This is a genomic window from Hymenobacter actinosclerus (genome assembly GCF_900111515.1).
Lineage (GTDB): Bacteria > Bacteroidota > Bacteroidia > Cytophagales > Hymenobacteraceae > Hymenobacter > Hymenobacter actinosclerus.
Genome location: NZ_FOHS01000001.1, coordinates 911,256 through 923,758 on the forward strand (window position 1 = coordinate 911,256; position 12,503 = coordinate 923,758).

Annotated in this window: 12 protein-coding genes; 9 read left to right on the forward strand and 3 right to left on the reverse strand. The window is 62.3% G+C overall.

Going from position 1 to position 12,503, the window contains the following annotated elements:
* Positions 1–180: 180 nt before the first annotated feature.
* The 4 genes from BMY67_RS03930 to mltG all read left to right on the forward strand — a co-directional run bounded on the left by BMY67_RS03930 (position 181) and on the right by mltG (position 2,961).
* The gene (locus BMY67_RS03930) at positions 181–873 is read left to right on the forward strand and encodes a carboxypeptidase-like regulatory domain-containing protein (protein WP_177189677.1); all 693 of its coding nucleotides are present in this window, start codon (positions 181–183) and stop codon (positions 871–873) included.
* Positions 874–943: 70 nt separating this feature from the next.
* Positions 944–1,366 (forward strand): roadblock/LC7 domain-containing protein, encoded by a 423-nt coding sequence (locus tag BMY67_RS03935; protein WP_092768466.1) that lies wholly within the window; start codon positions 944–946, stop codon positions 1,364–1,366.
* Between the two features lie 52 nt (positions 1,367–1,418).
* Complete coding sequence (locus BMY67_RS03940) at positions 1,419–1,781, forward strand: hypothetical protein (RefSeq protein ID WP_092768468.1); 363 nt, start codon at positions 1,419–1,421, stop codon at positions 1,779–1,781.
* Positions 1,782–1,926: 145 nt separating this feature from the next.
* Positions 1,927–2,961, forward strand: coding sequence for an endolytic transglycosylase MltG (gene mltG, locus BMY67_RS03945; RefSeq protein ID WP_092768470.1), 1,035 nt, complete (start codon positions 1,927–1,929; stop codon positions 2,959–2,961).
* Positions 2,962–2,988: 27 nt separating this feature from the next.
* Here mltG and BMY67_RS03950 read toward each other — a convergent pair whose 3' ends face one another.
* Positions 2,989–4,500 (reverse strand): hypothetical protein, encoded by a 1,512-nt coding sequence (locus BMY67_RS03950; protein ID WP_092768472.1) that lies wholly within the window; start codon positions 4,498–4,500, stop codon positions 2,989–2,991.
* A gap of 89 nt (positions 4,501–4,589) precedes the next feature.
* Between BMY67_RS03950 and dtd the strand changes: the two genes are divergently transcribed.
* Positions 4,590–5,030 carry a D-aminoacyl-tRNA deacylase gene (dtd, locus tag BMY67_RS03955; RefSeq protein WP_092768474.1) on the forward strand — a complete coding sequence of 147 codons (441 nt, stop codon included), beginning with the start codon at positions 4,590–4,592 and terminating at the stop codon, positions 5,028–5,030.
* Between the two features lie 44 nt (positions 5,031–5,074).
* On the forward strand, positions 5,075–5,401 hold the full coding sequence (locus tag BMY67_RS03960) for a nucleotide pyrophosphohydrolase (protein WP_092768476.1): 327 nt from the start codon (positions 5,075–5,077) through the stop codon (positions 5,399–5,401).
* An 80-nt stretch (positions 5,402–5,481) separates the two neighbouring features.
* Here the strand turns inward: BMY67_RS03960 and BMY67_RS03965 are convergent, their stop codons facing one another.
* Positions 5,482–6,651 (reverse strand): ribonuclease D, encoded by a 1,170-nt coding sequence (locus tag BMY67_RS03965; RefSeq protein ID WP_092768477.1) that lies wholly within the window; start codon positions 6,649–6,651, stop codon positions 5,482–5,484.
* Positions 6,652–6,933: 282 nt separating this feature from the next.
* Here BMY67_RS03965 and BMY67_RS03970 point away from each other — a divergent pair, with 282 nt between their 5' ends.
* Both BMY67_RS03970 and BMY67_RS03975 read left to right on the forward strand, forming a co-directional pair.
* A complete protein-coding gene (locus BMY67_RS03970; RefSeq protein ID WP_092768479.1) occupies positions 6,934–9,942 on the forward strand; it encodes a SusC/RagA family TonB-linked outer membrane protein in 3,009 nt (1,002 codons plus the stop codon).
* A gap of 18 nt (positions 9,943–9,960) precedes the next feature.
* The gene (locus tag BMY67_RS03975) at positions 9,961–11,451 is read left to right on the forward strand and encodes a RagB/SusD family nutrient uptake outer membrane protein (protein ID WP_092768481.1); all 1,491 of its coding nucleotides are present in this window, start codon (positions 9,961–9,963) and stop codon (positions 11,449–11,451) included.
* Between the two features lie 77 nt (positions 11,452–11,528).
* On the opposite strand, the gene BMY67_RS03980 is transcribed toward BMY67_RS03975, so the two are convergent.
* Positions 11,529–12,008 (reverse strand): hypothetical protein, encoded by a 480-nt coding sequence (locus tag BMY67_RS03980; RefSeq protein WP_092768483.1) that lies wholly within the window; start codon positions 12,006–12,008, stop codon positions 11,529–11,531.
* A 171-nt stretch (positions 12,009–12,179) separates the two neighbouring features.
* On the opposite strand from BMY67_RS03980, the gene BMY67_RS03985 reads away from it, so the two are divergent.
* Positions 12,180–12,440, forward strand: a complete 261-nt coding sequence (locus tag BMY67_RS03985; protein ID WP_092768485.1) for a hypothetical protein — start codon at positions 12,180–12,182, stop codon at positions 12,438–12,440.
* Positions 12,441–12,503: the final 63 nt, after the last annotated feature.

Consider the following 12,503-nt stretch of genomic DNA (forward strand, 5'->3'; position numbering starts at 1 on the left):
GCGAAATTGCTTCAACGGGGAGGAACAGCCGTTGGCCGCGGGATAGGGGAAGTCTGTCGAAAATCTGTAGGACCCGCCTACCCGGTCGAGTAATATTGTATTGGCATAATGATAAAAGCAGCGGGCCTGGCCACTGCTTCAGGCTGCCCTTGCTTACCCTTTACGCTTTACCCTGTACGCATGCCGCTTACCACACACCCCTTCCATCCGGCCACCAACGAACTGCTGCCCACTCACCGCGACGCGTATCTGCGCGGCGACTTGTCGGGCAAGAATACCGAGCTGGTTGATGCTTATCTAAAGGCCAACCCCAAGTACGGTGATGCCGCATTCCAGCGGTTTTATACCATGAAGATGGAAGGCCACCAGGTGCGGCCGGTTGGCTGGCTGCAGCAGCAGTTCGAGCTGATCCGGACCGAGCCGGCCCGGTTCCGCAAGCGCGCCGGCAGCATTGCCCTGGTGGGCCTGCTGATTGGCGGCGCCGTGTTTGCCGGCACCAACCTGCCTACCGAAAATCTGCCTACCGATAACCTGCCTACCGAAGTACCGACTACCCTCGACGCGGCAGTTGCTCCGGTTGGGGCTGAAGCCGCCGTGGCCTTCACCACCCTGCGCGGCCGCATTCTGGACGAGAATGGCCACCCGCTGATTGGCGCCACCGTACTCGATAAACTAAACAAGCGCGGCGCGAGCACCGATGCCAACGGCAACTACGCGCTGCTGGTGCCGGCCAACCGCGCCTCGGAGCTGCAGTACGGCTACGCCGGCTACAGCGAGGAAGAGGTAGCCGTGCGGGGCCGCGTCGGCACCCACAACGTAACGCTGCTGCCGCGTGCCAAAGAGCAGGCCAAGCGCCGCTGGTGGCTTTTCTAAGCCTGCCGGTATTGGCTGGCAGGCTCAACTGTCGAAAAGGCAGAAAAACCTGCCCCATTCCCCTGGGTTCATGAACTTCCCCTTTTTCAACCGGCTACAGGTCCGGAAAATTACGGTAGCCGTGCCCGACGAGGCCGGCCGGCAGGCCAGCACCATCCTGGAAGGGCTGCTGCGGGAGCTGCCGGAGTTGCTGATGAGCTGCGTAGTGGATGTGCAATCGGGTAAAATCATTGCTTCCTACACCACCCACAACAGCTACAACCCCAACCACGTCAGTCTGCGCTACGCCCGGGCTTTGCGCTCTATGCAGGAAGCGCTGGCCCGCAGGGCCTGGCCCGGTGGCCCCCTGACCGATGTTTCGGTTTTGCTCGACGAGCAGCTACACCTGCTGTATCCGCTTGCCAACGGGCAGCGCTACTGCCTGCTGGTCGTGAGCACCACCGACGCTAACCTGGGCCTGGCCAAGGACATCATGCGCCGGTGCGTGGAGTAAGCACCTCCTTTTTTGAATCAACTTTTTTTCAACCTCATTATCATAGTACCTAATGTCAACTGCTAAAGACACCGTTCAGGGCATTATGGCCGAGCTGCCCACGCTGCTGGCCGTAGCCGTAGTGGAAACCGAAACCGGTATGCCCCTGGCCTCGCACGCCAACATTGCCGATTTCGACATTGAAACGGCCGCCGCTTACAACACCGAAGTGGTAAAGGCCAAGCTAAAAGCCATTCAGGCCCTGAAGCTGAACCAGACCGTGCAGGACATCCTGCTCACGCTCACCGACCAGCTGCACCTGCTCAAGCTGTCGGCCGACGGCTCGAAGTTCATCTACCTGGCCGTGAACTCGCGCGACACCAACCTGGCCCAGGCCCGCCAGATCATGAAGGCGCACTCGGCCTCGCTCAACTAAGGCTGCCGACTTCAACGAAGTCTGAAAGTCCTGCCGCCCACTGGGGAGGCAGGACTTCTTTGTTCGCCCCAGGCCGACGTGGCCCAGTGCAAATACTGTTTCTTTGCACTGCAATCCGCCATAACCTCGCTCTCACTTCTGCACTTTGCGCAAAACCTGGCTTATCGTTCTGTTGACCTGCAGCCTGCTGATTCTGGCCGGGCTGGGCGCCGCGTGGTGGCTGCTGCAGCGGCCCAACGTGCGCGAGTCGGCCTTCGGGCCGGCCTACCTGTACATTGCTACGGGGGCTGATTATGAGGCGGTGCTCGATTCGTTGCGCCACTACGAGCTGCTGCAGGACGAGCAGACGTTTGACCGGGTAGCCCGCTGGCAGAACTACCCCGCGCAGGTGCGGCCGGGGCGCTACCAGCTGCGGCCCGGCATGGGCAACCGCGCCCTGGTGCAAATGCTGGCCCGCGGCGAGCAGGACACGGTGGCCTTCACGCTCAACGCTTTCAAGTACAAGCCCCAGCTGGCCCGGCAGCTGGCCCGCGCCTTCGAGGCCGACTCGGCGAGCCTGCGCCGCCTGCTGAACGACAACGCCTACCTGCAGCGCCGCTACCAGCTCGATACCACCACCGTGCTCACGCTGTTTCTGCCGGGGCCTTACCACCTGCTCTGGAACTCCTCGGCCCCGCAGCTGCTCGACTCGGCCGCCGCCACCCACGCCCGGTTCTGGACGCCCGAGCGGCGCCGCCGGGCCGATTCGCTGGGCCTCTCGCCCACCCAGGTGCACGTGCTGGCCAGCATCGTGCAGCGCGAAACGGCCAAGCCCACCGACAAACCGATTATTGCCGGCGCCTACCTCAACCGCCTGCGCAAAGGCATGCGTCTGCAGGCCGACCCCACGCTGCTCTGGGCCATCGGCAACTTCGGCGTGAAGCGCGTGCTCAACAAGGACAAGCTGGTGGATTCGCCCTACAACACCTACAAGCACAAAGGCCTGCCGCCCGGCCCCATCACGTCGGCCAACCGCCAGAGCCTCGACGCCGTACTGCGCCCCACCCGCCACAATTACGTGTTCTTCGTCGCCCGCCCCGACGGCAGCGGCTTCTCCGACTTCGCCGAAACCTACGCCGAACACCTGCGCAACGCCCGCCGCTACCAGCGCCGCCTGGACAGCCTGGGCGTAAAGCGGTGAGGTTAGGAGTAAGTACCGCTCACCATCTCACCTTATACCATACACCCGCAGTTGGGCCGTGTCCTGGCGGGCCTGCTGTTGCCGGTGCAGGGTTTGCTCGTAGCTGAGGCCGGTGAACTCGGAGTGCTCCAGGAAGAGTAGGGGGGAGGTGAGGGCCGGCTCGGGCCAGGCGGCCAATGGCGGGCGGCGGCGCAGCGAGTCGAACTGCTGCACGTTGGTTACGCGCCAATAAGTATCGAGCAGCACGTAGCGGTAGCCCCGGCGGGCCAGGGCAGGCAGGGCAGCCTCGCGCGTTACTGATTGCACTGTATCGGGGTAGAAGGAAGTGAGGCCCAGGCCTACCGTGCTGGCGACGGGCCCGCCGCCATGGGCCGTGAGCCACGCGGCCACGGCCGGGTAGCTGGTGGGCCGGATGTAGGCGTACACTTCGCGCTGCAGCCGGTAGAAGTTGCCCGCCAGCGCCGCCAGCAACAGCGCGGCGAGTAGTGGGGCAGGCAGACGCCGGCCGCGCCAGGGCCGTGCCAGCATCAGCAGGCCCAGCGTGTACCAGAGCCCGTAGGCCCACAGCAGGCCCCGCGGCGCTTTTAGCAGCAGCGACATGCCCGCCAGCAGGCACCAGCCCCACACGGCCAGGTACAACTCGAAGGGCAGCGCCTGGCCCCGCCGAAGCCGCCCGGCCCGCCACTGCAGCCAAAGCAGCCCCAGCGGCCCCAGCAGCCCTACCCACACCAGCCACGACTCGAAATCGAGCAGGAAGCGGAAGTAGTACAGCAGGTCGGGGTGCAGGTTGGCGGTGCGGCCGGCGGCATTGGCGGCTCCCGGAAACAGCACGCTGTAGTACACGGCTCCCCAGGTGTACCAGGGCAAGCCCGCCAGCCAGCCTACCGCGCTTAGCAGGGTGAAAGGCGCGGCCAGCAGCAGAATCACCCGCCACCAATGGCCCCGCCGCCAGAGCAGGCCGTCGGCCTGCCACCATTCCAGCACGGCCAGAATAGGGAGCGTGAGCAGGAATTTGTAGTTGAAGCTCAGCCCCAGCAGCAGCCAGAGCGTGGCCCGGTAGAGGGTGGCCGGGCCGGGCTGCTGCAGCCGCCGGTAGTAGGCGGCCTGCAGCCCGGCAAAGCACAGCAGGCTGCCGGCGCTCATCGTGAAGTCGCGGCCGCCGAACGTAAGGAAGGTGGCCGAACCCATCAGCAGCGTGAGCAGACCGGTTTGCCAGCCCGGCAGCCGGGTTTCGCGGGCCACAAAGGCCGCCAGCATCCCTATCGGTACCAGCGCCAGCAGGGCGTTGAGTACCAGAAACACCCGATAATCAGCGGTGAGCCAGGCCACCGGGGCGTAGAGCAGCATGAACAGCGGGCTGGCGTGCCGAAACAGGTGGCGCAGGTCGCCGGCCGCTACCTCCTGCACAATCTGCCAGTTGCGCACCGAGTCGAAATCGGGCAGGGCCATTTGGGTGAGGCCGTGCAGGCGCACCGGCACCAGCAGCAGGAGCGCGAAGGCGAGGTAAAGAGCCGGCGAAATGGTGGATTTGCTGTTCAACTGGCGCTGGTTGGGGCAAGACGCGTAAAAGTACGCCAGATGCGCAATGACCAGCGTACTTTTACTCACCACTCACCACTCACCACTCCATGCGCCTAGTACTTCAGCGCGTCCGCCACGCCCGCGTTACCGTGGAGGGCCGCGTTACCGGCCATATTGGCCCCGGCCTGCTCGTGCTGGCCGGTTTCGCCCCCGACGACGACGCGGCCATCCTCGACCGGCTGGCCCGCAAAATGGTGCAGCTGCGCATTTTTGCCGACGACGAGGGCAAGATGAACCGCTCGGTGCAGGACGTGGGTGGTGAGGTGCTGGTTGTGAGCCAGTTTACGCTGCTGGCCGACACGCGCAAGGGCAACCGCCCGAGCTACATCGGAGCGGCTCCGCCGCCGCTGGCCGTGCCCCTCTACGAGCAGTTTGTGGTCCTAGTGGCCGGGTTGCTGGGCCGACCCGTAGCTACCGGCGAGTTTGGGGCCGATATGCAGGTAGAGCTGCTCAACGACGGCCCGGTAACCATGGTACTCGACAGCTAGCATAAGCCAAATTTCCCTCTATCACCCCGCAAACTCACTAATCCATGACTATCGAAGAAGCCCAGCAAACCGTAGATGCGTGGATTAAGACTACCGGCGTGCGGTACTTCAACGAGCTGACCAACATGGCCATGCTCACGGAGGAAGTGGGCGAGGTAGCCCGCATCATTGCCCGGCAGTACGGCGAGCAGTCGTTCAAGGAATCCGACAAAGACAAGGTGCTGGCCGACGAGCTGGCCGACGTGCTGTTCGTGGTCATCTGCCTGGCCAACCAAACCGGCATCGACCTCACCGCCGCCCTGCACCGCAACCTGGCCAAGAAAACCCAGCGCGACGCCACCCGGCACAAGAACAACGAGAAGTTGAAATAAGCAGTAAACAGCCTGTCATTCTGAGCGGAGCGAAGAATGACAGACGGTTTATAGCCTCGCTGTCTCACAGGTTTATCAACTCACCGCTCAAACGGCCCGGCTACGCGTGCAAAGTCCAGGTTGTGCTTCTGGGCGGTTTCGGCGAGCAGCTGGTGCTGCCAGGGGCGCAACACCTGGTCGGCGCCCTGCTCGATGATGTCGGTGATGAGACGGTTGCTGAGCACGAGGTTGGCCATGATGGGGCTATGGTCGGCGGCAACGTTGGTTTTGAGCGTGGTCAGCAGGGCTTCGCGGGCGTCGGCCTCGGCGGCTTTGGCCCCGCTCAGGCGGCGGCGCGAGGGGAAGCCGCGGCGGTCGGCGGGCAGGGGCGGCTCGGGGGCGCGGTCTTCCTGGCTCAGGGCCACGAGGCGGTCGGCGAAGGTGCCGCGCTTGAGCTCGGGGTGCAGGCCGTTGGCGTTGCGCAGGTGGCCGGTGCTCGTAACGGGTAGGCGCGTGAGCTCGGCCAGCCGGTCGTTGCTGGCAATCATGTACGAGGGCCGGTCGATGTGGCGGGCTACCTCATCGCGTAGCAGAAACAGGTCGCGGAACAGCGGCAGCTCATCGGACTGAATGCGGTATTTGCCCGCCAGGCGCATGTAGGGCCGCTCGTCGCGAGTGTAGCGCACGGCTTCGAGAGCCTCGTTTTCCTGCTCGGCCCAGGCCGTGCGGCCCAGGGCGGCCAGCTTGGCGCTGAGCCGGTCGGTGAGCTCAAACAAATACAGCACGTCGTTGGCCGCGTACTGCTTCTGCGCTTCGGTGAGCGGGCGCTTGAGCCAGTTCGATTTCTGCTCGCCCTTATCCACTTCCAGCCCCAGCTCTTCCTGAATCAGGCGGCCCAGTGAGATGTTGTTGTCGGCCTCGGCCAGCAGCGTGTGCTGCACGCTGGTATCCACAATGTTGCGCACGTGTACGCCGTAGAGCTCATCGAGCAGCAGAATGTCGGACTTGCAGCTGTGGAACACCGTCGTAATGGCCGGGTCGCGCAGCACGCCCCAGAGCGGTTCCAGGTCCTGGGCCTCGTTTTCGAGCTCCAGGGGGTCAATCAGGTAAACAGTGTGGCCGTCGAACACCTGAATCAGGGCCAGGTGGCGGCCGTAGCGGTGGCGCATGTCGTCGAACTCCAGGTCGAGGGCAATGCGGGGGCTTTGGTGGAGTACGCGGGCGGCTTCGGCCACGGCCGCCGCGTCCGTGATAAACTGAATATCGGGCATTAAGTAAGCAGCAAAAATGACAGCCCGCACCAGTTGGCGGGCCCTGGTAGTAAAGGTAAGAATTGGGGGATAAAGGCCCTGTCAAATAAGAAAATTGATGAATAGTTGCATAACTCGTAGTTGCCGTTGCAAATTGTAGAATCGTAGCAAGCCGATATACTTCGTGGGGCTATTGCAGTGGTCCTGTTTTACGGTTCGTTTAGCGGGTCTAGTTTCCGCTCCTGCTTAACCGGCGGCTTGTTTTTTTTCACTCCAGCCAGATTCTGCAAAGAGTCATCATGTATGAAAAAAAACTATTTACTGCCCCTCGCGGGTAGTCTGCTGATGGCCACCACGGCTTTCGGCCAAACCCGCACCGTAAACGGGCGCATAACCGATGCCTCCGGGGCCGGGCTGCCGGGCGTTACGGTGCTGGAGCAGGGTACTACCAATGGTACCAGCTCGGGCGTGGATGGCAGCTTCTCGCTGGCCGTGCAGCCCGGCGCAACGCTGGTGATAAGCTCTATCGGCTTCGATAGCCAGACCATTGTGGTGGGCAGCCGCAGCAGCCTCGACGTCAGCCTGAAAAGCAACGCCACGCAACTATCGGAAGCGGTGGTAGTGGGGTACGGAACCCAGGCCAAGGCCGAGCTGACGGGGGCGGTAACGCAGCTGTCTGCCCGCGACGTGGAAAACCAGCCGGTGGTTAGCTTCGAGCAGGCCATCCAGGGGCGTACGCCGGGTGTGGCCATCAGCCAGGGCTCGGGCAAGCTGGGCGCGGGCGTGCAGATCCGGGTGCGCGGCTCGGCCTCGGTAACGGCCTCCAACCAGCCGCTGTACGTGATTGACAACATCCCCGTCACGTCGCAGGACGACTCGCAGGCCAACGGCGACCCGGTGAACCCGATTGCCGACCTCAACCCCAACGACATCGAGAGCATCACGATTCTGAAGGACGCCGCCTCGTCGGCCATCTACGGTTCGCGGGCTTCGAATGGCGTTATTCTGATTACTACCAAGCAGGGCCGCCAGGGCAAAACCAAGGTGAACGTGGGCTACTACGTGGGCACCAGCACGCCCACCCGCCAGCGCAAATTCCTGAACTCGGCGCAGTACAAAGAGCTGTTCAGCGAAGCCATTACCAACGTGGGGCTGGTAGGGCCCGACCCCAACACCCAGTACCCGGATGTGGCCAGCGTGTTTGCCGACTACGGCGGCATCGATTTCAATGCGCCCTACGATACGAACTGGGGCGACCAGGCCTTCCGCGACCATGGCGCGGTGAGCCAGTACGATGTGAGCGTGAGCGGTGGCGACGCCAAAACGCGCTTCTACCTCAGCGGGACGTTCAACGATCAGAAGGGCATCATCATCGGCAACCGCTACCGCCGCGGCAGCCTGCGCCTCAACCTCGACCACAGTATTTCGGAAAAGGTGAAAGTGGGCGTCAACCTCTCGCTGACCCGCTCGGTAAACGACCGGACGTCGGACGACAATGCCTTCTCGAACCCGCTGCAGCTCAACGCCCTGCCGCCCCTGCAACCCGTCTACGACCCCGATACCCGCGAGCTGAACACCAACACGCTCTACTACAACAACCTGCTCGACCAGTCGTTGGGCAGCAACCGGGCCGGCAACTACCGCTCGTTCAACAATGTGTTCCTCAACTGGCAACCAGTGAAGGGCCTGGTACTGCGCACGGAGGTCGGCAGCGACTTTCTGAACCTGAACGAAGACCTGGTGCGCGGCGCCGGCACCCAGGACGGCGGCGCTACCGGCTTTGCCTACAACGCCCAGACCCAGACGGTCAACTACACCACCAACAACACGGCAAACTATACCTACACGCTCAACGAAAACCACCGGTTCGAGGCCCTGGCCGGCTACTCTTACCAGCGCTCCGATACCAAGCTGACGGCCGCTGAAGGGCGGGGCTTTCCTACCTCGGAGTTTACGCGCATTGCCAGTGCGGCCGTGAAAACCGGGGGCAACCAGTCGTTCGGGACGGGCTTTTCGTTTAGCTCCTTCTTTGGGCGGCTCAACTACAGCTTCCTCAACAAGTTCCTGCTCTCGGGTAGCGTCCGGCGCGATGGTTCGTCGCGCTTCGGAGCCAACAACAAGTACGGCGTGTTTGGCGCCGGCTCGGTAGGCTACGTGCTGACTGAGGAAAGCTTCCTCAAAGACAACGCCGTGCTTAGTCTCCTGAAGGTGCGCGCCAGCTACGGGCAGACCGGCAACGCCGAAATCGGCAACTTCTCGTCCCGCTCCCTGTTTGGCGCCCTGCCCTACGCCGACCAGTCGGGTACGGGCCCGAGCAACGTGCTGGGCAACCCCGATCTGACCTGGGAGACCACCAAGCAGGCCGATATCGGCCTGGACTATGCGCTGTTTAATAACCGTATTTCGGGCGAGTTCGACATCTACGAGAAGAAAACCACCGGTCTGCTGCTCAACCGGCAGGTACCCTACACCGGCGGCTACAGCATTATCACCGAAAACACGGGTAAGCTGCGCAACCGGGGCCTGGAGTTTTCGATAAACGGCCGCATTCTGGAGGGGCCCGTGGTGTGGACTGTAGGCGGCAACATCTCCTTCAACCGCAACGAAATTACCAGCCTGCCTCAGCCTATTATTCCGGGGGGCAATACGCTCAGCCAGGTGCGCCAGGGCGAGCCCATTGGCGTATTCTGGGGTAAGAAGTATGCCGGCGTAGACCCCGAAAACGGCGACGCCCTCTACTACAACGCCGATGGCAGCACAACCAACAGCTACGCCGCCGCGCCCAACCAGAAACTGGGCAACCCCAACCCTAAGTATACGGGCGGCGTGAACACGACAGCCTCCTTCAAAGGCTTCGATTTAAGCGCCCTCGGGCAGTTTACCTACGGCAACGACCTGTACAACGGCGCCGGCGTTTACCAGTCGGTGAACGGCGACTTCCTCGACAACCAGACCGTGGATCAGCTGCAGCGCTGGCAGAAGAAAGGCGACGTTACCAGTGTGCCCCAGGCCCGTTTCCTGGAAAGCAATGGTACCGGAACCTCGTCGCGCTGGATTCAGAGTGGCTCGTTTTTCCGCATCAAAAACATCACCCTGGGCTACAACCTGCCGGCTTCCCTGGCAAAGCGCGGCTTTCTGCAAACGGCCCGCGTGTACGTAACGGCTCAGAACCTGGCCACCTTCACCAACTATACCGGCTACGACCCCGAGGTAATTTCGGGTCTGTACAACCAAAATACGGTGCTCGGCCACGATTTCTACACGCCGCCGCTGGCGAAGACGTTCCTGGTAGGCGTAAACCTGGGCCTGTAATCTTTGACTTCTGCTGATATGAAAAAGACACTATTGTGGCCTGCCGTCCTGCTTCTGGGACTCAGCCAGGGCCTGACCAGCTGCAAAGATTCGCTGGAGATTCAGCCCCAACAAGGTATCGACTCAAGTGTGGCCCTGACCACGCCCGAAAAAGTGGGAGGAGCCGTGGTCGGCATCTACGCCAAACTCGACGACCCCCGCCTCTACGGCACCGACCTGATTTTGCTGCCCGAGCTGATTGGCGGCGACGGGTATATATTCTGGCAGGGCTCGTTCCAGAACTACCGCCAGATTGCCAACCGCACCCAGAATTCGCTGCTTTCCAACGCGGCCCTGGTGTGGGCCCGCGCCTATGAGGCCATCAACCAGGCCAACCTGGTAATTGATGCCCTGCCGGTGGTAACGGATGAAGAGCTGCGGGCCCAATATGAGGGCGAAGCGCTGTTCATTCGGGGCGACATGTATTTCGAGCTGGTGCGCCTGTATGCCCAGCAATACAAGGCTGGTGGAGGAAACACCCAGCCGGGCGTGCCCATCAATCTGGTGCCCAACCGTACGCTGGAAGAGGCTACTGTGAACCTGCCCCGGGCGTCGGTGGAGGAGGTATACCAGCAGGTAATTGCTGATCTGAAGGCCGCTGCCGACAAGCTGCCCGCCACCAACGGCACGCGCGCCACCAAGTACACGGCCCAGGCCCTGCTGGCGCGGGTGTATCTGCAGCAAGGCAACTACCCCCAGGCACTGAGCTACGCCGATGGCGTTATCAAGTCCAGCAATAAATCGTTGGCGGGCTCGGTGGCCTCGGTATTCGCCAACCGCAACGGCTCGGAAACGCTGTTCGAGATTCAGCAGAACGACCAGAACAACGCCGGCTCGGCCAACGACGGCCTGGCCACCTATTTCGCCAGCGACGGGGGCCTGGGCCGGGGCGATGTGCAGATACTGCCGGCCTTTGCCAACCGCTACGGCCCCACCGATGCCCGCGGCACCGATAACCTGCCCGCTTCAGCCACCAAAAAGCTTATCTATAAGGGCGACGGCGCCCGGCCCGGCCGCCTGCGCACGCTTAAATACCGCGCCTATGGCCAGAATATTCCGGTTATCCGGCTGGCCGAGATGTACCTGATCCGGGCCGAAACAAATAAGCGGTTGGGCAGCACAGTCGGGGCTACGCCCTGGCAAGATGTAAATACTATTCGTCTCCGCTCTCAGGCCGATACCCTTAATCCTGAAAAGATAACGGTAGGAGATAAGAAGGTGAATAATCCGCTTTTTGGAACGGTTACCGTCCAGGATGTGCTCAATGAGCGGCAACTGGAGCTGGCTTTCGAGGGTTTCCATATTTACGACCTCAAGCGCACCAATGCCGTTATTGTGCCCGCTCAGCCAGCTACCGACGACGAGCCGGCCGTACCCGCCGTACTCAGCTCCGATCCGCTGCTGATACTGCCTATTCCGCAGCACGATATCAACATCAACCCCAACCTGGCTCAGAACCCGGGCTACTAGCCTTGCTGAGTTATATGGCACACTAAAAAGCCCGTTCCGGTGTCGGAACGGGCTTTTTGCTTGTTGAGGTAGTCCGGTTATTCGTCATCGTCATCTTCGTCCCGACTGAAATCCAGCGTTGGAACCAGCTGAAGCGCTTCCTCGATAACGTCGTCCATAAGGCGTTGGGTGTCGGCGTCGAGGGTGCGCTCGAACAGGTGCAGCACCTGCTCGCCGTCTTCGTTTACGTAGAGGTTGGCGTAGAGGCGGTCGAAGGTGGTGGCGCCCTTCTGCATGGCCTTGTCGATGCCGGCTACGGAGGGGGCCTGTAGCGCGTTTTTCAGTACGTCGAGCACCTGGCGGGCTTCGTCCATGTCGCCCAGCTCGGCCAGCAGCCGCAGCAGCGCCAGCGCCACGCCCAGCCGCACCCGCTCGAAGCGGTAGGCCAGGTCGGCGGGAGCGGCCTGCCCGAAGGCGTGGTAGGCCTCGCGGGTGGTGGGGGTGAGGTAGCGGTCGGCGGCGGCTGGGTCGGCGGCAAAGGCCAGTTCGAGCAGGCGTTGGTAAGGAGAGGCGGGCATCGGAAGTAGGGGCTGCGCCGGAGCGGTGCGGGCCGGCAGTTCAGGCAGAATAAGGGAACCTTAGCCCGCGAAGGTACGATTACAGAAGCGGCAGTAGTCAAAAAGCCGGCGGGCCGGTTATCTTAGCGGATTCCCGCTCGTTCCGTTCAACCCCGCACTTGTAGCTCGATCATGACGCACAAAGAAAAATGGCTGGCCTTCGCCCCGGCCGGCCTCCTCACAATTGGTCTGGGTACCTGCCTGGTGCAGTGGGCCGCCGACAAAAAACGCCGCCGCGAATCGACCGCCGAATGGGTTTCGGCCGGTACGGCGGCCCTGCTCGTTGTAAACGCCGGCATCAGCCTGTTCGGCCGTGGCGTAGTCGAAAAAGTCAAGCACGACCTGCGCCACCAAATCCCCGAGCCTGACTACGGCAACATCGGCAGGCTGTGAGTTAGTATTGAGTAGTGGGTATTGCGTAATGAGATGACGTTTAACGGTGCCATATAAGGGCTA

Excerpts from the sequence above, each read along its gene's own strand:
- BMY67_RS03930 (WP_177189677.1), top strand. The coding sequence starts at position 181 with ATGCCGCTTACCACACACCCCTTCCATCCGGCCACCAACGAACTGCTG.
- BMY67_RS03935 (WP_092768466.1), top strand. The coding sequence starts at position 944 with ATGAACTTCCCCTTTTTCAACCGGCTACAGGTCCGGAAAATTACGGTA.
- BMY67_RS03940 (WP_092768468.1), top strand. The coding sequence starts at position 1,419 with ATGTCAACTGCTAAAGACACCGTTCAGGGCATTATGGCCGAGCTGCCC.
- dtd (WP_092768474.1), top strand. The coding sequence starts at position 4,590 with ATGCGCCTAGTACTTCAGCGCGTCCGCCACGCCCGCGTTACCGTGGAG.
- BMY67_RS03960 (WP_092768476.1), top strand. The coding sequence starts at position 5,075 with ATGACTATCGAAGAAGCCCAGCAAACCGTAGATGCGTGGATTAAGACT.
- BMY67_RS03965 (WP_092768477.1), bottom strand. The coding sequence starts at position 6,651 with ATGCCCGATATTCAGTTTATCACGGACGCGGCGGCCGTGGCCGAAGCC.
- BMY67_RS03970 (WP_092768479.1), top strand. The coding sequence starts at position 6,934 with ATGAAAAAAAACTATTTACTGCCCCTCGCGGGTAGTCTGCTGATGGCC.
- BMY67_RS03975 (WP_092768481.1), top strand. The coding sequence starts at position 9,961 with ATGAAAAAGACACTATTGTGGCCTGCCGTCCTGCTTCTGGGACTCAGC.
- BMY67_RS03980 (WP_092768483.1), bottom strand. The coding sequence starts at position 12,008 with ATGCCCGCCTCTCCTTACCAACGCCTGCTCGAACTGGCCTTTGCCGCC.
- BMY67_RS03985 (WP_092768485.1), top strand. The coding sequence starts at position 12,180 with ATGACGCACAAAGAAAAATGGCTGGCCTTCGCCCCGGCCGGCCTCCTC.